This is a genomic window from Bradyrhizobium diazoefficiens (genome assembly GCF_016616885.1).
GTDB lineage: Bacteria > Pseudomonadota > Alphaproteobacteria > Rhizobiales > Xanthobacteraceae > Bradyrhizobium > Bradyrhizobium diazoefficiens_F.
In genome coordinates this window covers 5,655,403-5,672,796 of sequence record NZ_CP067102.1, presented here as the reverse complement: position 1 = coordinate 5,672,796, position 17,394 = coordinate 5,655,403, and the positions used below count along the sequence as shown (strand labels likewise).

Below are 17,394 nucleotides of genomic sequence, written 5' to 3'. Positions count from 1 at the left end.
TTTTTGTTTAGGATCGGTCACAGCAACGATAAGAAACAGACCTACAAGGTCGGCAACAGGCTTTTGTGGGACGGGCAGTGGGCTGCTGTCCGTCCCATTTTTGAGACGGCCTGTCTGTAAATTTGTTTTGGGGGGTTGAAATGCGCGCGACGAATCCGACCGAACCGGTCTGCTCCGAGTCCGCGCTGCCTAGATTGAAGGCCAACGTCTACGATCTTGGTCTGAAACAGGACGAGGACGGCCGGCTTCGCCGCATCAGAGATCTCGAGCACGAGAATGCATTGTTGATGCGTATGGTCTCCGAAACTCAGATCGAGCTCGCGCGCCTGCGCGAGCTGTTGTCCTCGAACTGATGTGATCCGGGGCCTTTTCGGCCGCCGGGCGCCGCGTCTTCGCTGATTTGAGCAATCGATGCACCCGAGCGACAGCTGCGGGGGCGTTGACACGTTCGGTTGACCGATTTCGTCGAGTTCATTGGCCACGCGCGAAGCGCGCGGCGGCGTCCGCGGGATTTGTGGCCCGGAAGTCTCGTCGGCTGCCGAGCGCGTTTTCGCAGATGCGTTGCGCCGAGCGTCTACTCAGCAGGAACCGCACATCACCTGCGCCGGCGGCGCGGGAAGCATGCATCGCCGCGAGGCGTCTCGCAAGCCGGTCCGGGTGTGCGTCAGCTTGAGTGTGAAACGAACGGTCATGCGATTTTGGAAGTTTTTGTTGATCGCATGCTGCCTGATCTCGTCGGCCGTGCTCGGCGGTTGTGGGTTCATTCCGATGTCAGGCCCGGCAAGTCTCGACATCAGGAACGAGAATACGACGGCGCTGCCGTTTGCCGTCGTCAAGCTCAATCCCGAGGTGCTGCAGGTGCTCGAGAAATTCGAGCCCAACGGACTGTCCGGAAATCTCGCGGATACGCGTCCGCCCTCGAGTATCAAGTTCGGCATCGGCGACGTCATCAGCGTCACGATCTTCGAGGCCGCAGCGGGCGGACTCTACGTGCCGCTGGAAGCCGGCGTACGCCCGGGTAATTTCGTGAACCTGCCCGATCAGGCCGTCGACAACGACGGGAACATCACGGTGCCCTATGCCGGCCGCATTCGCGCCGCCGGCCGCACCAATGTGCAGGTTCAGGAAGACATCCTCGCGCAGATCAAGAAACGTGCGATCGATCCGCAGGTCGTGGTGACATCCAGCCAGCAGCGCTCGTCGCTCGTCAGCGTGTTCGGCGAGGTCAGGACACCGGTGCGATTCCCCATGCCGTCGGCCGGCGCGCAGGACCGCATCACCGACGCGATCACGCGCGCGGGCGGCATCAGCGGCGCCGGCTGGGAGACATGGGTCGTCCTGGAGCGCAGCGGAAAGCGCGCCACGGTACCGTTCGGCAATCTCGTCTATTTCCCGGCGAGCAACGTCTTCGTGCAACCTGGAGACCGCCTTTATCTCTACCGTGAGCCGATGAAGTTCATCGCATTCGGCGCCACCGGCCAGCAGGGCGAGTTCAATTTCGATGCCTGGCGTATCAACCTGACGCAAGCGGTCGCGAAGGCGCGCGGCCTGCTCGATCTCCAGGCCGATCCGGCATCCGTCTTCCTCTATCGCCGAGAGCCGCGCGAGGTGGCGCAGCGCCTCGGCGTCGACTGCTCCAGGTTCGACGGCGATTCCGTGCCGATCGTCTTCAATGTCAACTTCCAGGATCCGGCCGGATATTTCATCGCCACCAAGCTATCGATGCGTCCGTTCGACGTGCTCTACGCCGCCAACGCGGCGCAGGTGGATGTCACGAAGGTTCTGACCTTCATCAACACGGCGCTCGTGACTGCAGAGAACGGAGTGAGCCTCGTCAACAACATCCGCTTCCCGGGGCCGACCTCCTCGACGACCACCGTCGTGCAGTGAAGCCGGTCGGACATTCTGATGATGGAGGCGGAGGAGGCGTCTTGACGACGGGTTCGAAAATGTTACTCATCGTGCAGGATACGGTCCGACGATATCGAATTATGTTAATGCTCGCCCGCGGCCCGGCCAACGAACCTGCCGGCTGGTGGAGGAACAGGGCTATGAGCCGGGTCTTGTGTTGGTCCGGGTGGATGGGGGGACGCGCTGTCGCGGCCGGTCTCGTCGCGCTCGCGGCGGCGGGAGGTGCGGGGGCCCAGTCAGCCAATCCGGGCAATCCGCCGGTAGAGCGGCAGGGCACAATCATCGGCGGGCAGGCGACGAAGCCCACGTACGAACGCTGCGTCGATGTGCAGATCGGAAACGAGAGCGCGTTCGGTTGCATCAATCAGCAGCTCAAACGCGAGGTCACCAAGGTCAATCCTTCGCTCAACCTGCCACCGGTCGACGCGCGCTCGTCCGACGTGCGTGTCGGCAACCCGAACGAGGCGGCTGTTCGCCAGCAATATGGCTCAAATTACGGTCGTTCGGCCGTTCCCTTTCGGCCATCCGCTCCCACCATCGTGCCGCCGCACCGCTGATGCCGAGATCTCCCTCACATCTGCAAGCCAGTCGAAGCATGCGCCGGTCGTGGAGGGTCGCAGCGCTGTGCCTGCTGATCGCCGCGAGCGGCGAGGGGCGCGCCCAGGAGCACAACGACGGTAGTCAGTCCGAAATCGGCCGCGTCGCGGCTTCTGTCGACGACGCGGATGATGGCGCGCTGGAACCTTTGGCGCTGGAGCCGTTTGCACCGCGCCCGCTTACCGCCGCCGACTTTCCCCCCGCAAATCCGCTGCTTGCCAATTCCCCGTACCGCACGAGCGCCATGTTCGGCCGCGACTGGCGCGCCGGCCGTGCCGAGTACCGGCAACTGGTCGAGCGCGAAGCGCTGGCTTTCGGCCTGCCGCCTGCGCTGGTCGATGCGGTGATGGCGGTCGAGAGCCGATACAATCCCGCCGTGGTCGGCATGGACGGCGAAGTCGGGTTGATGCAGGTGATGCTGCCGACTGCACGGATGATGGGTTTTGCCGGGACGCCGGCGGAACTGGCTTCGCCCGAGGTCAACGTGCATTACGGCGTCCGTTATCTCGCCGGTGCCTGGCGACGGGCCAACAGCGATCTCTGCACCGCGACGATGAAATATCGCGCCGGCCATGGCGAGACGCGATTCTCGTATCTGTCGGTCGAGTATTGCACACGCGTCCGCGCGCATCTGGCGGCCAACGGCGTCGTCGTCACCGGCTCCGTTCCACAACCGACGTTCGGGCGGACGTCGGCGGGCGGCGCGCCCGCACGTGGTCGCGTCCTGACGGGAGGGAGCACGATCAATTTCGCTGCTCTGAACACGCGCCTGCGCAGCGTAGCCGACCGCAAGACGCCGTCTGATTTGCATTGACGGGCTGCAGGAACAGGGCCCTGCGGCTCGCAGGTCGGTCCTGATGCATTAGAGCGTTTTCAAGCGAAGTGGATGCCGGTTCGCGTCAAGAAAACGCGTCAATACAAGAATCTAGAGCCCCGTTCCGATTCCATCGGAACGGAAATGGCTCTAGGTGCGCGCTTTGCCCTTCGATGCGCGCCGCCGCCGGCTCGCCGGCGCGGGACGGCCGGTTGCAAGCGCCTGGCCGATGGCACGCCAGCACTTTACCGCATCGCGGAAGGCATTTTCATGCGCGGCACTGCGCCCGCGCCAGTCCATGAGCTGTTCGGCATCTGCAAGCGTCGCCTCGCCCGACTTGAGGCGTGTGATCCATGAAAGGGCTTCACGGATTAACGGATCCAAATGATCGACCTGATGGCTTCGCTTCGTCACGATCCAGCGCTTTCCCGCACACGCCGGCCGTGAGCGGATGCTCGCGATCGGCATATCTATGTACGTAAGACGAAGCGGGACGCTGAAAACCGAATTTGGTCCGCACGGGACGTTTGAGACGATCAGCGCAATGCTCGACTGCCTGCTTGAGGTCGGTCTCGACAGTGCGGACGGTAACGCCGAGAAGTGCCGCGATCTCTCGGTTCGGCATGCCGTCGATGCGCGAGAGCATCAACACGCGTCGGCGGCGCTCGGGAAGCTCGGCGATTGCGTTCCTGAGCAGATTGACCTCGGAGCGATCCTCGGTCACGCGCGCGGCGTTGGGCCGGTCGTCGGGAATTTCGAGCAGGGCATCGACCTCGTCGACGGTGAGGCGGCGCTTTTCGGCGCGGCGACGGTCGGCTGCGATATTGAGCGCGATGCGGAATAAATAGGCCTTCGGGCTGCGCACCGGCCCAAGCTCGCGCATGCCTTCGAGACGGAGGTAGGTTTCGTTGAGCGCTTCGGAAGCAAGGTCCGAGGAGCCCAGTCGGCGTGTCAACCTGCGATCGAAGTCGACATATTCTGCGAGCAGAAGCGTCCGCAAGCTGCTGATGCTGTCAATGGTCATGCTACGCCCCACTTCACTCAGTCCCCAATTTGTGGCGGGACGGTAGTAAGGCCGCACAACGGTAATGTGACGAACTGTTATCGAGTAACAGGCAACGAGTGATAGTGACGTTATGTTGCGCGAAATCATCACACGAACGATCGAGCGGCGTCGCGAACTTAGTAAAAAAGTTTTCGCTGCGCCCACGCGCACAACGTCTATCGGATAAGGCCCTCGCAGACCGGCGCGTCTCGGTCGGTTTCGGGCTGTCCGAAGGACGCTGCGGTCGCCGAAAGCGTCAGCAATGCGAGCATGATATCGAGGCTGAGGTGAAATCGCGTCGTCTGTATCATAATGGCGCGCGCCGTCATGCGCTGTCACCGCTGCGCGCTGTGCGGAGTGACCGGTCTGATGCGGCATGTGCCTCGCGTCTCGCCATCTGCGGCCTGATCATCTGCGCGATCTGCACGAAGCCGGCCGCGGCGAAATCCGAGGCCGACGCGAGCAGGCCGGCGGCGGCGAAGCCTGCTGCCGCCGCGCCCGCAAGCGCCAATCCGGCCAAGAGTGGGGCGGAGGCCGTCAAGCCGCCAGCACCTGAAACCCGTTTCGACATCGACGAGTATCGTGTCGAGGGTGCGGACAATCTGCCGCAGATCGAGATCGAGGCTGCGGTCTATCCCTTCCTCGGCCCGGACAAGAGCTCGCAGGATGTCGAGAAGGCCCGCGCCGCGGTGGAGAAGGCCTATCACGACAAGGGCCTTCAGACCGTCAGCGTGGCCGTGCCGCAGCAGGATGCGCAGCGCGGCTTCGTCGTGCTCAAGGTTACCGAGAACCGGGTCGGACGCCTCCGCGTCAAGGGCTCGCGTTATTTCGACCTCGACAACGTCAAGAGCGCCGCGCCGTCGCTCAAGGAAGGAACGCTACCGAATTTTCGGGACGTGACGAAAGACATCGTCGCGCTGAACCGCTGGCCCGACCGGCGTGTCACGCCGGCGCTGCGAGCAGGCGTCGCGCCCGGCACCGTCGACGTCGATCTCAACATCGAGGACACGCTTCCGCTCCACGGCAGCATCGAGCTGAACAACAAGCAGAGCCCGAGCACCACGCCGCTGCGCACCAGCATATCGATGCGCTACGATAATCTCTGGCAGCTCGGTCACTCCATGACCTGGACATATCAGGTCTCGCCGATGAACCCGAAGGACGCCATGGTCGTGTCGGGTTCGTACCTGGCGCGAACCGAAATCGACTGGCTCAGTGTCCTCGTCTACGGCCTGACCTCGGACAGCTCGGTCGCGACCGTCGGCGGCTCGAACGTTGTCGGTCCCGGTCAGGTGGTCGGTGGGCGTGCGGTGCTGACGCTGCCGTCCAGGGGCGAACTGTTCCATACGCTATCGCTCGGGATCGACTACAAGGATTTCAAGCAGTCGCTCAAGCTCGGCTCCGATGCCTTCGACTCGCCCGTGACCTATGTGCCGCTCGTCGGCACCTATGGTGCAACTTGGCAGGGCGAGGGGCGGCTCACGCAGCTCAACGCAACGATCACGGCAGGCTTGCGCGGCATCGGCTCCAGCCGCGACGAGTTCGACGCCAAGCGTTTCGACGCGACCGCGAGCTTTATCACGCTGCATGCCGACATCTCGCACACTCAGGATTTCGCCGGCGGGTTCCAGCTTTACGCGAAACTGCAGGGACAGGCGGCGGATCAGCCGCTGGTGTCCAGCGAGCAATTCAGCCTCGGCGGACAGGACACGGTGCGCGGCTATCTCGAATCCGAGGTGATCGGCGACTACGGCGTCGCCGGCACGCTGGAGCTGCGCACGCCTAATCTCGCACAATATGTCGAGCAGAAGCTGCCCAATCCGCTCGGCGAGTCCATCAAGTACAACGCCTTCGACGACATGCGCTTCTTCGCCTTCGTCGACGGCGGAAATACCAGAATCCACAAACCGCTCATCGATCAGGAATCGCATTTCGACCTCGCAAGCTACGGAGTCGGCATGCGCATGAAGACCCTTCGCTACCTCAACAGCATTGTTTTCGTCGGTGTGCCGCTGACCAGCCAGCAGGTCACCGTCGCCAATCATCCACGGTTCAGCTTTCGGGTCTGGGGAGAATTCTAGATGTCGCTCCTTCGCTTTGGATCACGTCCCGGACTTCGCCTGAGCGCGCCGGTGATGCTTGCGTTCGTCTTCCTCGCTGCGCTGTGGCCGTCGCCCGCGGCGGCGTGGTGGAACGATCAGTGGACGCTGCGCAAGAAGATCACGATCGACACCGGTCCGTCCGGCGCGGGGATCAGCGATGCCATCGGCACCACGCCAATTCTCGTGCGTCTGCATGTCGGCAATTTTCGCTTCGGTGGGGCGAAGGAGGACGGCGGCGACCTTCGCTTCGTTGCCGGCGACGACAAGACGCCGCTCAAGCACCATGTCGAGAAATACGACTCGCTGCTCGGCGAAGCGCTGGTGTGGGTCGGCGTTCCCGACCTGAAGCCGGGTACCAAGAACGACATCTGGCTCTACTACGGAAACCAGAAGGCGCCGACCGCGGTCGACGCGAAGGGCACCTACGATCCCGACACCCTGCTGGTCTATCATTTCAACGATCGCTCGACGCCGGCGCAGGACATCACTGCCTGGGCGAACACCGCCCAGAACGCGGTCCCGGCTGCCGACGGCGCCATCATCGGGCAGGGCGCGCGCCTCGACGGGCAGACTGCGCTTACGCTTCCCGGCTCGCCCTCGCTCGTGACCGCGGAAGGCGGCGAACTGAGCTGGTCGCTTTGGATCAAGATGACTGCGCCACAGCCGGGGGCAGTGCTGTTTTCTCGTAACGAGGGAGCAAACGGGCTGACGGTTGGGTTGGACAACGGTGTGGCGTTCGTGGAGGTCACGAGCGGCGGCAACACGCAGCGTGCCGCCGGCGGGACGGCGATCGCGGCCGGGACCTGGCACCAGGTCGCGTTCACGGCGAAGGGCGCCCAGATCATCCTTTACGTTGACGGCGATCAGGTCGCGACGCTTGCTGCGGCCCTGCCCACCATGACCGGCGTGGCGCAACTCGGTCGTGCCGCTACCGCGGCAGCTCCCGCCGCGGATGCAGCCGCGCCCGCAGCCGACGCGGCTCAGGCGACGCCGCCAGCGGCCGCGCCTTCTGGCTCTGCCGCCGGCTTTGCCGGTGACGTCGACGAGCTTGCGATCGCGAAGGTCGCGCGTTCGGCCGGTTTCATCAAGCTGTCGGCGGTCGGGCAGGGGCCCGCCCAGGCCAAGCTGATCTCGTTCAGCGTCGACGAGGAGAACGCGGGCTGGTTCAGCGGCGGCTATTTCGGCGTGATCCTGCGCTCGGTGACGCTGGACGGCTGGGTGGTCATCGGCCTGCTCGGGATCATGGCGTTGATCAGCTGGTACGTCATGGTCGATCGTGTCTCGTATCTGAACCGGGTCTCGGCCGGCAACACGATCTTCCTCAAGCATTTTCGCGAGACCTCGACCGACATCGGAGGGCTGCTCCAGCTCGACAGCCAGGAGAATGATCCCAGTTTCGGGGGCGAGCTTGGCAAGAAGCAGCGCAAGGTGGTCCATGCCGCCCCGCTCTACCACCTGTTCGCAGCCGGTGCGCAGGAGATCCGGCGCCGCTTTGCGGGTGGCGGTTACCGCCGGCTGTCGCCGCAGGCAATCCAGTCGATCCGCGCCGTGCTCGACAGCGGCTACGTGCGGGAGAGCCAGCGCCTCAATCGCCTGATGGTGATGCTGACGATCGCGATCTCGGGCGGTCCGTTCCTCGGCCTGCTCGGCACAGTGGTCGGCGTCATGATCACCTTCGCGGCGATCGCGGCCAGCGGCGACGTCAACGTCAATGCGATTGCGCCGGGTATCGCGGCCGCGCTGGTCGCCACCGTCGCAGGCCTCGGCGTCGCGATCCCCTCACTGTTTGCCTACAACTACCTGACGATCCGCATCAAGGATGTCAGCAGCGAGATGCAGGTCTTCGTCGATGAGTTCATCACGCGGATCGCTGAGTCCTACGAATTGCCGGAAGAGCCGGTGAAGCAGGCGGCGGAGTGAACCCATGCAAGTCCAGTCCGAAAGCAAGCCGTACGACGACATCAACATCACGCCGATGCTCGATCTCGCCTACGTGCTCCTGGTGATCTTCATCATCATGACCACGGCGACCGTGCAGGGCATGAAGGTGAACCTGCCGAAGGCGAGCGCGGCGCCGAGCCTAGCGCAACAGACCACCAAGGCCATCACGGTCGCCAATGACGGTAAGCTGTTTCTGGACACCATTCCCGTGACGCTGCCCGAGCTCGAGCAGCGACTGGTGCAGCAGCGTGCGCTGACGCCTGAATTTCCGATCGTCGTGCGCGGCGACAGCCAGACCCAGTACCAGAACGTCGTCGACGTGCTGGATCTGCTGGGCCGCCTCAACTTCACCCAGGTCGGCATGGCGACCAAGCCGTCGGCGAGATGAGACGGGACGATGGCGTGGGACGACGACAGCAACGACGACGACGGCCCGCCGGCATGGCGGCGCTATCTGCTGCTCGGCGGTTCGGCGCTGGTCGTCATCGCGTCGGTGATCGGCGTCGTCATCATGGTGATGAGTGGCGACAAGGATCCGCCGCGCAAGGTGAACGAGCTTCAGGTGACGATGGTGCTTCCACCGCCGCCGCCTCCGCCACCACCGCCCCCGCCCGAGCAGCAGCCGGAACAGCAGCCCGAGCAAAAGGTGATGGAGCAGACGCCGGTCAAGGATGTGGTCGAGGAGAAGCCGGTCGACATTCCAAAGGATGCGCCGCCCGATGCCGGACCGGATCCGACGCCGGGGCCGCCGGATCTCGGTCTCGGCACCGGGCCGGGCAGCGGCGGTTTTGCGCAGGGCAAGGGGCGCGGGGGCGGCGGAGGCGGCGGCAACGGCCGCTTCGGCTGGTACGCGAGCATCCTTCAGACGCAGATTGCGGCAGCGCTGGAGACAAATGAAAAAACTCGCGACGCGACGGCGCAAACCGTCATCAGAGTGTGGCTCGACAAGTCAGGGCAGGTCACCCGTGTGACGTTGTCGCCGTCGACGGGAGATAGCGCGCTCGATGCCGCCATTCGCGAGAAGGTCGTGAGCGGCATGCGCGTGCGCGAACCGCCGCCGAAGGACATGCCGATGCCGATCGAAACGCGGCTCACCGGTCGAAATCCGACCTGAGTGCGGTGAGACGAGTGACTGTGAGTGAGTTGAGAGCAGAAGAGGTGATGTCATGTGGCGTGAAATGAAGACGCGAGAACTGGCAGCGACGGCAGCGGTGCTGCTTGCGCTCGCGGTCCCCGCCGCGGCGCAGGACGACGGGATGCCGCAGGGCAAGCGTCCGACCGTCTCGCGCGACGCGGCGCCTTCATCGAACGCGACGGTCAACCTGATCAATCTGCTCGTGAAGCAGGGAACGCTGAGCGAGGAGCAGGCCGCAGTCCTGGTCAAGCAGGCCGACGACGAAGCCTATGTCGCCCGGCAGGCGACGCGCGATGCCGCGGCCAAGGCGGAAGGCGCGGAGAAAAAGGCGACGAGCGCTGCCGACGCAACGTCGCCGCCCGGCACCAAGCGCGTCACCTACGTGCCCGAGATCGTCAAGAAGCAGCTGCGCGAGGAGATCAGGGCCGAGGTGATGGACCGCGCCCACAAGGAGGGCTGGGCCTCGCCGGGCATGTATCCGGAATGGGCGCAGCGGATCAAGTTCTACGGCGACATCCGCGCGCGGTATGAAGGTGATCACTTCCCGGCCGGGAATAATGGCTTTCTCGAGAACTTCAACGCGATCAATACAGGTTCGCCTTCCAATGAGGATGACGCGACGAATCCCTACTTCCCACCGACCTACAACGCGACACAGGATCGCAACCGCTTTCGTTTTCGTGCGCGGCTGGGGGCCGACGTCGATCTTTTCGAGGGGTTCACCGCGGGCCTGAGACTCGCGACGGGCGAGAATAGTTCGCCAGTGTCGACCAATCAAACGTTCGGCGCGAACGGCGGCAATTTTTCGAAGTACGCACTGTGGCTTGACCGCGCCTTCGTCAAATATGAACCAGTGCGGGACTTCGTCGGCTCTGTCGGCCGCTTCGACAATCCATTCTGGTCGCCGACGGATCTGGTCTGGTACAAGGATCTCGGTTTCGATGGTTTCGCAATTCAGGCCAAGCAGGAAGTCGCAGAGGGATTCACGCCCTTCTTCGTCGGCGGCGCTTTCCCGGTCTTCAACACCGATCTGAACGCGGGGCTCAATACTGCCGACCTATCGGGACCAACGAAGATGCCGAGCCGTGACAAGTGGCTGTTCGGTGCCCAGGGTGGTTTTGGCGCAAGACTAGATTCTGAAACCAATCTCACCTTGGCGTTCGCCTACTATGATTTTACCAATGTGAAGGGCAGACTTTCCAGCGAGTGCTTGGTCATCACCGCGAGCGATATCTGCGACACGGATGTGTTGAGACCTTCCTTCGCGCAAAAGGGCAACACCTATATGCGCTTGCGTAACCTTGCGTTCACGCCCGTGACCACGGCGCAATATCAATACTACGGCCTTGCCAGCGACTTCCGGCCGGTGGTCGCGAGCGCGCAACTCGATCTGGCACAGTTCAATCCGATTCACGTCATTCTCGACGCCGAATACGTCTGGAACACGGCATTCGACCGAAGCGCCGTTGCCGCTGTCGCCGTGTTTCCGAACAACTTCGCCGGTACCACGGACGGCAGCCCGGGTCCGTACAATGGCGGCAACCAGGGCTGGCTTGCGCGCATGACCGTCGGCAACAAGGAGATCAAGCATCTCTGGGACTGGAACGCGCATGTCGGTTACAAATACCTGGAGTCCGACGCGATGGTGGACGCGTTCGTCGATTCCGACTTCGGGCTCGGCGGCACCAATCTGAAGGGCTATTTCATCGGCGGCAATGTCGGCCTCGGCGAGAACATCTGGGCTTCTGTGCGCTGGATGAGCGCGAACAATATTGCCGGCCTGCCTTATGCCGTCGACATCGTCCAGCTCGATCTCAACGCGAGGTTCTGACCATGAGGCTGTTACGTCTCACATCCGTCGCCGCATTGGCGCTGATCGTCTCGCCGGTGGCGCATGCCGACCAGGAAAGCGATCGCCTGCGTGAGGCGCTGCGCAGCGCCACCACGCAGGCGCGGGCCGCCGAGGATCAACGGGCCGCGGTCCAGGCCAAGCTGACCGCGGCCGAACAGGAGCGCGACCGCTTGCGTAAGCAGATCGAGGGCTATCGCGCCCAGGTCAAGGAGGCCGAGCAGGCCCATCGCCAGGCGGTGAAGGACTTTAACGAGCGGATCGCCGAGCGCGACGATTCACTGGAAAAGTGGAAGGCCGCCTATGGTGAGGCGGCGAGCGTGGCGCGGACCAAGGACGCGGAGCGCTCCAAGTTCGAGGGCGAGGCGACGACGTGGAAGGCGAGCGCCAAGGCCTGCGAGGCCAAGAATGTCCGTCTCGTCAGGATCGCCGACGATACCGTCAAGCAATACGAGAAGATGGATCCGCTGGAGAAGGTGATCCACCACGATCCTGTGATCGGGTTCAAGCGGGTCGAGCATCAGAACGCCGCCCAGGATCTTCGCGACCAGATCATCGAACAGAAGGCCAAGCCATGACCCGCAACGTTTTCAAGCTCGTGCTGCTAGCCGGTGCGCTCCACGCTGCGGCGTCATCGCCGGTATTGGCCCAAACGCGTAATCCGCCCCAGCCCGCGGCTCCGCGCGCAACTCCTGCGCCGGCCACTCCGGCGGCGGTCCAGCCAGCTCCTGCGGCGCAGGACAATGCGGCCGTGAAGGGCAGCGAGATCATTGCCCGCGTCGGCGACAGCGACGTCACCGCGGAAGAAGTGCGCGCGACCATCCAGCTTCTCGATGCCCGCCAGCAGGCTGCGATGGCGCGTGATCCGGCGCTGCTGAGCCAGACGGTGCGCGCGATCCTCGCCAACCGCCTGGTGCTCAAGGAGGCCGCGGCCAAGAAGTGGGACCAGCAGCCGGCCGTCCTGACGCAGCTTGCACGTGCACGCGACAGTTTGATCATCGAGAGCTACCTGCAATCGGTCACGGCGCTCGGCGACAGCTATCCGGGCGAGGCCGACATCAAGAGCGTCTACGAGGCGAACGCCAGTGCGTTCCTCGTTCCCCGCCGCTTCCGTCTCGCCCAGATCGTGGTCAACCTCGCCAAGGACGCCGACAGGGCGGCCGAGGACACCGCGCGCAAGAAGCTCGATGACATCGTGCGGAAGATCAAGCAGCCCGGCGCGGAGTTCGGTCCGATCGCGAAGGCGTCGTCCGACAATGCGGCAACCGCGGGACGGGAAGGGGAGATCGGCTGGGTCGCCGAGCCCGATATGCGCAACGAGATCCGTGGGCAGGTCACCGGCCTGCCGAAGTCGGGCATCACCGATCCGATCCGGCTCGAGGACGGCTGGCACGTCCTGAAGCTGCTCGATACCGAGGCGTCGCATACGCGGCCGCTGGCGGACGTGCGAGAGGCCGTCGTGCAGCGGATGCGGGCCGAGCGCATCGAGGCCAACCGCCGCGCCTATGTGGCGGAACTGCTGAAGCAGACCCCGCCCGTGGTCAACGAGATCGCGCTGTCCAGGCTGATCGAGCCCAAACCCGACGCTGCGCCGTCGCGGTAGTCGAACAATAACCTGAAGCGCGATGACGATTCGGCCTGATTGCGTCGCGCTTGAGCGCTCGGCGGATAGCAGATTCATGTCAATCGGATGATGGGGCGAAGGCGCCGTCATCCACGGATGATGCATTGGTTAATCAATAGTAAAAGTATCATAATTATGGTACAATGCTCGTGGTATCCGGATCGCGGACCGATCCCGGGGGCGATTTGTGACCGATCTGACCAATGCGGGTGAGCCGATATCGGCGGTCGAAGGCCGATCGCGGGTCCGTCTGGCGATCCCGTTCGGCTTCATCGAGCCCTTGTTCGCGGCCGTCGACTTCTCGATCATCGTCGCAGCGGGCGCCATCGGCGGCATTGCCTATCAGCGTGCGCTTGGAGGCGCCGCCGACGGCTCCTTCTATGCCGGGCTCGGTTTGGTGGCGAGTTTCGCCTATGTCCTGGTCGCGCATTTCCTCGGTCTCTACCGGTTGAACCAGCTGCTGGACGACGAACTCAACGGCGGGCGGGTCTTGGCCGGCTGGTGCCTCGCTGCTCTCGTCCTCGCGGTCATGCTGTTTCTGTTCAAATCCGGCGGTGACGCATCGCGTGGCTCGGTCGTCTGCCTCTTCGCGATCGGAGGCGCCGGCCTTCTCGTCGCGCGCTGGTTGGGGAAACGACGTCTTCGCTCGGCGCTTGTCGCCGGCACGATCCGCGGGCGGCGTGTGGTGGTGATCGGAACGCAAGGCGAGCTGGCGCAGTTCGGAAGGAGCGATCTGCTTGCCAGATTTGGCCTGCACGAGGTCGAGCGCATCATTTTGCCGAGGGAAGAGGCGCCAAAACTCTCTGCTTCGGGGAGGCACGAAGACGAGCTGATGAAGCGCATACGGGAGGCGTCTGCCGAGGAGATCGTGCTGGCGCTGTCCTGGTCCGGCCCCCGGGACATCGAGGCCTTGCTCGACCGGTTGCGCGTCATTCCGCTTCCGGTGCGCCTATTGCCCGATCGTGCGGTGTCGACCGTGCTGCGCCACCAAACCTCGATGCCTCAACGGCTCTACATGGTGGAGGTGCAGTCCGCGCCGCTGTCGGTACTCGATCGCCTGACCAAGCGGCTGCTCGACATCATCGTGGCGGCGACGTCGCTGGTCGTGCTGTCCCCCCCACTGATCTTGGTCGCAGTCGCGATCAAGCTGGAGTCGAAGGGACCGGTGATCTTCCGGCAGCGCCGCCATGGCTTCAACGGCAAGCCGTTCGTGATCTACAAGCTGCGCAGCATGAGCGTCCAGGAGGACGGCGGCACGGTTGTGCAGGCGACGAAGCAGGATCCGCGCGTGACCCGGGTGGGACGCCTGATCCGCCAGACCAGCATCGACGAACTGCCGCAACTGTTCAACGTGATACAGGGGCATATGTCGATCGTCGGGCCGCGCCCGCACGCGCTGGTGCACGACTACGAGTACGGCAGCATGATCGCGAACTACGCGTTCCGCCATCACGTCAAGCCGGGAATTACCGGCTGGGCGCAGGTTCAAGGCTATCGCGGGGGCACGCCGCGGCTCGAGCTCATGGAACGGAGAGTTGCACTCGACTTATGGTATATTGATAATTGGAGCCTGATATTGGATATCCATATCATGCTGAGGACGGCATTCGAATTGATCCGGCCGCGCAACGCATATTGACCAGAGCTTCCCGGCCGCAATCGGTCTCAAGGCAGCGTCGTCGCAAAAGTTAACATTGGTACATTTGGGAATGATCTGTTCGGCGGCGCGACCGGTTGGAGCATGGGACCGCCCTTTATGATGTCCTGTCGCATCGGCGGACGCGTGCGCTGACGGGTCGGCCGGTCGATAGCCGGTCCAGGATTTCTCGCCGGCCTATTGAAAACGTTCACGATTCGCGCTTACTACGTCCGGACTGGCAAGATTCTGGCCGGAGAGGACCACTATGGTTGGCAAGAGGCATGCCTCGGAGGAGATTTCGGCCAAGCTGGCGCAAGCCAACGAACTTGCGGCCAAGGGCAAGACCCAGCGGGAAATATCGAAGGCGCTTGGCGTCAGCATCATGACCTACCACCGCTGGAAGAAGATGCCCGATTCGTCCGAGCCGGTTGGTGGTCGGCGCGGCGAAGCCGATGGCCGGCCGCTCGATTCGTCGGACGCCAGCAGTGTGGACACAATCAAGCGGCTAGAGCTCGAGAACGCGCAATTGCGACGGCTTGTGACCGACATGCTGCTGGAAAAGCTGAAATACGAAGAGGAACTTCGGGCGCGCCAGGGAACGCGCTTGCGGCGCCCCGACAGCGGCTAGTGCCAGAACCAGCCTTCGGGCCGCCCTATAATCCCTACTCGCCTAGCGCAAGACCTCCGACAGCTGGCGTACCGCGGCTGGATGGCTCGATAGGAACGCCTCGTAAGTGCGTTTCAAGCCGTCATCGAGCGATGTCGTCGCGCGCCAGCCGAGCTGTTCGAGGCGGCCGATATCGAGCAGTTTGCGCGGGGTGCCGTCGGGGCGCGAGGTGTCGAAACTGATCTCGCCGCGATAGCCGACGATCTCGGCGACGACACGGGCGAACTCGGCGATGGCAATGTCCTCGCCGGTGCCAATGTTGATCAGCTCCGCGCTCGAATAAGTCTTCATCAGGTGCACGCAGGCATCCGCCATGTCGTCGACATAGAGGAACTCGCGCCGCGGCGTGCCGGTGCCCCAGACCACGACGCTCTTCGCGCCCGAGACCTTTGCCTCGTGAAAGCGCCGGATCAGCGCGGCAACGACGTGGCTCAATTCCGGATGATAATTGTCGCCGGGGCCGTAGAGGTTGGTCGGCATCACGCTGATGAAGTCAGAGCCATACTGGCTGCGATAGGCCTCCGCCATCTTGATGCCCGCGATCTTGGCAATGGCGTAAGGCTCGTTGGTCGGCTCCAGCGGGCCGGTCAGAACGGTGTCCTCGCGCAAGGGCTGCGGTGCGAGCTTCGGATAGATGCAGGACGAGCCGAGGAACATCAGCTTCTCGGCGCGGTTCACATGCGCGGCGTGGATCACGTTCGCCGCGATCGCGATGTTGTCGTAGATGAACTCGGCGCGTAGCGTGTTGTTGGCGACGATGCCGCCGACTTTTGCCGCAGCGAGGAAGATCACCTGTGGCCGCACCTTCGCGAACCAGTCGAACACGGCGGCCTGGTTGCAGAGATCGACCTCGCGCCGGTCCACCGTGACAAGCTTCACGTCCTCGCGCGCCAGCCGGCGCAGCAGTGCCGTACCGACCATGCCGCGATGGCCGGCGACGTAGACGCTCTTGCCCTTCAGCTCAAACGGTGCGCTTGCCATTTGCGATGTCCCGTTTGGCCTCGGCCAGATCGCTCGCCATCATCTCCTCGACGAGCTGCGCAAAGGTCCGCTTCGGCTTCCAGCCGAGCACCTCGCGCGCCTTGCTGGCGTCGCCGATGAGGAGATCGACCTCGGTCGGGCGGAAATAGGTCGGATCGATCTTCACCACCGTCTTGCCGCTCTTGGCATCGACGCCGGTCTCCTCGACGCCCTTGCCGCGCCATGCGAGGCGACGGCCGACCTGCGCAAAGGACAGCTCGACCATCTCGCGCACCGAATGCGTCTCGCCGGTGGCGAGCACGAAATCGTCGGGCTTGTCGGCCTGCAGGATCATGTGCATGCCCTCGATGTAATCCCTGGCGTGGCCCCAGTCGCGCTTGGCCTCGAGATTGCCGAGATAGAGCGTCTCCTCGAGCCCGACTTCGATGCGCGCCACGCCGCGCGTGATCTTGCGGGTGACGAAGGTCTCGCCGCGGATCGGGCTCTCATGATTGAACAGGATGCCGTTCGAGGCAAACATGCCGTAGGCTTCGCGGTAGTTCACCGTAATCCAGTAACCGTAGAGCTTTGCGACGCCGTAAGGCGAGCGCGGATAGAATGGTGTGGTCTCCTTCTGCGGGATCTCCTGCACGAGGCCGTAGAGCTCGGAGGTCGAGGCCTGGTAGAACCGCGTCTCCTTCTCCATGCCGAGGATGCGGATCGCTTCCAGCAGCCGCAGCACGCCGATACCATCGGCATTGGCGGTGTATTCCGGACTCTCGAAACTGACGGCGACGTGGCTCTGCGCGGCGAGATTGTAGATCTCGGTCGGCCGGATCTGCTGCACCAGGCGGATCAGATTGGTCGAATCCGTCATGTCGCCGTAATGCATCAGGAACGGCACGTCGCCGACATGCGGGTCCTGGTAGAGATGGTCGACGCGCGCGGTATTGAACGAGGACGAGCGCCGCTTGATGCCGTGCACGACATAGCCGAGCGACAGCAGATGTTCGGCGAGATAGGCGCCGTCCTGGCCGGTCACACCGGTGATGAGAGCGATCCGCTGGCTCATCCGAGGGCTCGCCTCCGCCGAAGCGTGGATCCGGCGCG

At 63.7% G+C, this 17,394-nt stretch carries 17 protein-coding genes; 13 read left to right on the top strand and 4 right to left on the bottom strand.

Annotated features, from left to right (window positions below):
- Window positions 1–140: 140 nt before the first annotated feature.
- The 4 genes from JJC00_RS26565 (at window position 141) to JJC00_RS26550 (ending at window position 3,322) form a co-directional block, all read left to right on the top strand.
- Entirely contained in the window at window positions 141–353 is a 213-nt protein-coding gene (locus tag JJC00_RS26565) for a hypothetical protein (RefSeq protein WP_071915580.1), read from the top strand.
- Window positions 354–711: 358 nt separating this feature from the next.
- Window positions 712–1,890 (top strand): polysaccharide biosynthesis/export family protein, encoded by a 1,179-nt coding sequence (locus JJC00_RS26560; protein ID WP_246773928.1) that lies wholly within the window; start codon window positions 712–714, stop codon window positions 1,888–1,890.
- 191 nt (window positions 1,891–2,081) lie between these two features.
- Window positions 2,082–2,468 (top strand): hypothetical protein, encoded by a 387-nt coding sequence (locus tag JJC00_RS38305; protein WP_246773927.1) that lies wholly within the window; start codon window positions 2,082–2,084, stop codon window positions 2,466–2,468.
- Window positions 2,469–2,506: 38 nt separating this feature from the next.
- Window positions 2,507–3,322 (top strand): lytic transglycosylase domain-containing protein, encoded by an 816-nt coding sequence (locus JJC00_RS26550; protein WP_200468820.1) that lies wholly within the window; start codon window positions 2,507–2,509, stop codon window positions 3,320–3,322.
- A 150-nt stretch (window positions 3,323–3,472) separates the two neighbouring features.
- Here the strand turns inward: JJC00_RS26550 and JJC00_RS26545 are convergent, their stop codons facing one another.
- Together JJC00_RS26545 and JJC00_RS26540 are read right to left on the bottom strand one after the other, a co-directional pair.
- A complete protein-coding gene (locus tag JJC00_RS26545) occupies window positions 3,473–3,706 on the bottom strand; it encodes a FecR/PupR family sigma factor regulator (protein ID WP_200468819.1) in 234 nt (77 codons plus the stop codon).
- Window positions 3,687–4,475: an RNA polymerase sigma factor gene (locus tag JJC00_RS26540; RefSeq protein ID WP_200468818.1), complete on the bottom strand. Its 789-nt coding sequence runs from the start codon at window positions 4,473–4,475 to the stop codon at window positions 3,687–3,689. The genes JJC00_RS26545 and JJC00_RS26540 overlap by 20 nt, the downstream gene beginning before the upstream one ends.
- Between JJC00_RS26540 and JJC00_RS26535 the strand changes: the two genes are divergently transcribed.
- From JJC00_RS26535 to JJC00_RS26495, 9 genes are all read left to right on the top strand, one after another.
- On the top strand, window positions 4,445–6,448 hold the full coding sequence (locus tag JJC00_RS26535) for a ShlB/FhaC/HecB family hemolysin secretion/activation protein (protein WP_246773926.1): 2,004 nt from the start codon (window positions 4,445–4,447) through the stop codon (window positions 6,446–6,448). The two genes, JJC00_RS26540 and JJC00_RS26535, sit on opposite strands and share 31 nt — an antisense overlap.
- Window positions 6,449–8,389 carry a DUF2341 domain-containing protein gene (locus JJC00_RS26530; protein WP_200468817.1) on the top strand — a complete coding sequence of 647 codons (1,941 nt, stop codon included), beginning with the start codon at window positions 6,449–6,451 and terminating at the stop codon, window positions 8,387–8,389.
- A gap of 4 nt (window positions 8,390–8,393) precedes the next feature.
- Entirely contained in the window at window positions 8,394–8,798 is a 405-nt protein-coding gene (locus tag JJC00_RS26525) for an ExbD/TolR family protein (protein WP_027534659.1), read from the top strand.
- Between the two features lie 9 nt (window positions 8,799–8,807).
- Window positions 8,808–9,524 (top strand): energy transducer TonB family protein, encoded by a 717-nt coding sequence (locus tag JJC00_RS26520; RefSeq protein ID WP_200468816.1) that lies wholly within the window; start codon window positions 8,808–8,810, stop codon window positions 9,522–9,524.
- Between the two features lie 52 nt (window positions 9,525–9,576).
- The gene (locus tag JJC00_RS26515) at window positions 9,577–11,376 is read left to right on the top strand and encodes a putative porin (protein ID WP_200468815.1); all 1,800 of its coding nucleotides are present in this window, start codon (window positions 9,577–9,579) and stop codon (window positions 11,374–11,376) included.
- Between the two features lie 2 nt (window positions 11,377–11,378).
- The gene (locus tag JJC00_RS26510) at window positions 11,379–11,972 is read left to right on the top strand and encodes a hypothetical protein (protein ID WP_200468814.1); all 594 of its coding nucleotides are present in this window, start codon (window positions 11,379–11,381) and stop codon (window positions 11,970–11,972) included.
- A complete protein-coding gene (locus JJC00_RS26505) occupies window positions 11,969–12,997 on the top strand; it encodes a peptidylprolyl isomerase (RefSeq protein ID WP_200468813.1) in 1,029 nt (342 codons plus the stop codon). Before JJC00_RS26510 ends, JJC00_RS26505 begins: the two co-directional genes overlap by 4 nt.
- Window positions 12,998–13,205: 208 nt before the next feature.
- Window positions 13,206–14,657, top strand: coding sequence for an undecaprenyl-phosphate glucose phosphotransferase (locus JJC00_RS26500; RefSeq protein ID WP_200468812.1), 1,452 nt, complete (start codon window positions 13,206–13,208; stop codon window positions 14,655–14,657).
- Between the two features lie 265 nt (window positions 14,658–14,922).
- A complete protein-coding gene (locus JJC00_RS26495; protein WP_200468811.1) occupies window positions 14,923–15,285 on the top strand; it encodes a helix-turn-helix domain-containing protein in 363 nt (120 codons plus the stop codon).
- Window positions 15,286–15,327: 42 nt separating this feature from the next.
- On the opposite strand, the gene fcl is transcribed toward JJC00_RS26495, so the two are convergent.
- Together fcl and gmd are read right to left on the bottom strand one after the other, a co-directional pair.
- Complete coding sequence (gene fcl / locus JJC00_RS26490) at window positions 15,328–16,305, bottom strand: GDP-L-fucose synthase (protein ID WP_283816643.1); 978 nt, start codon at window positions 16,303–16,305, stop codon at window positions 15,328–15,330.
- On the bottom strand, window positions 16,286–17,356 hold the full coding sequence (gene gmd, locus JJC00_RS26485; protein WP_200468810.1) for a GDP-mannose 4,6-dehydratase: 1,071 nt from the start codon (window positions 17,354–17,356) through the stop codon (window positions 16,286–16,288). The genes fcl and gmd overlap by 20 nt, the downstream gene beginning before the upstream one ends.
- Between the last annotated feature and the right edge of the window lie 38 nt (window positions 17,357–17,394).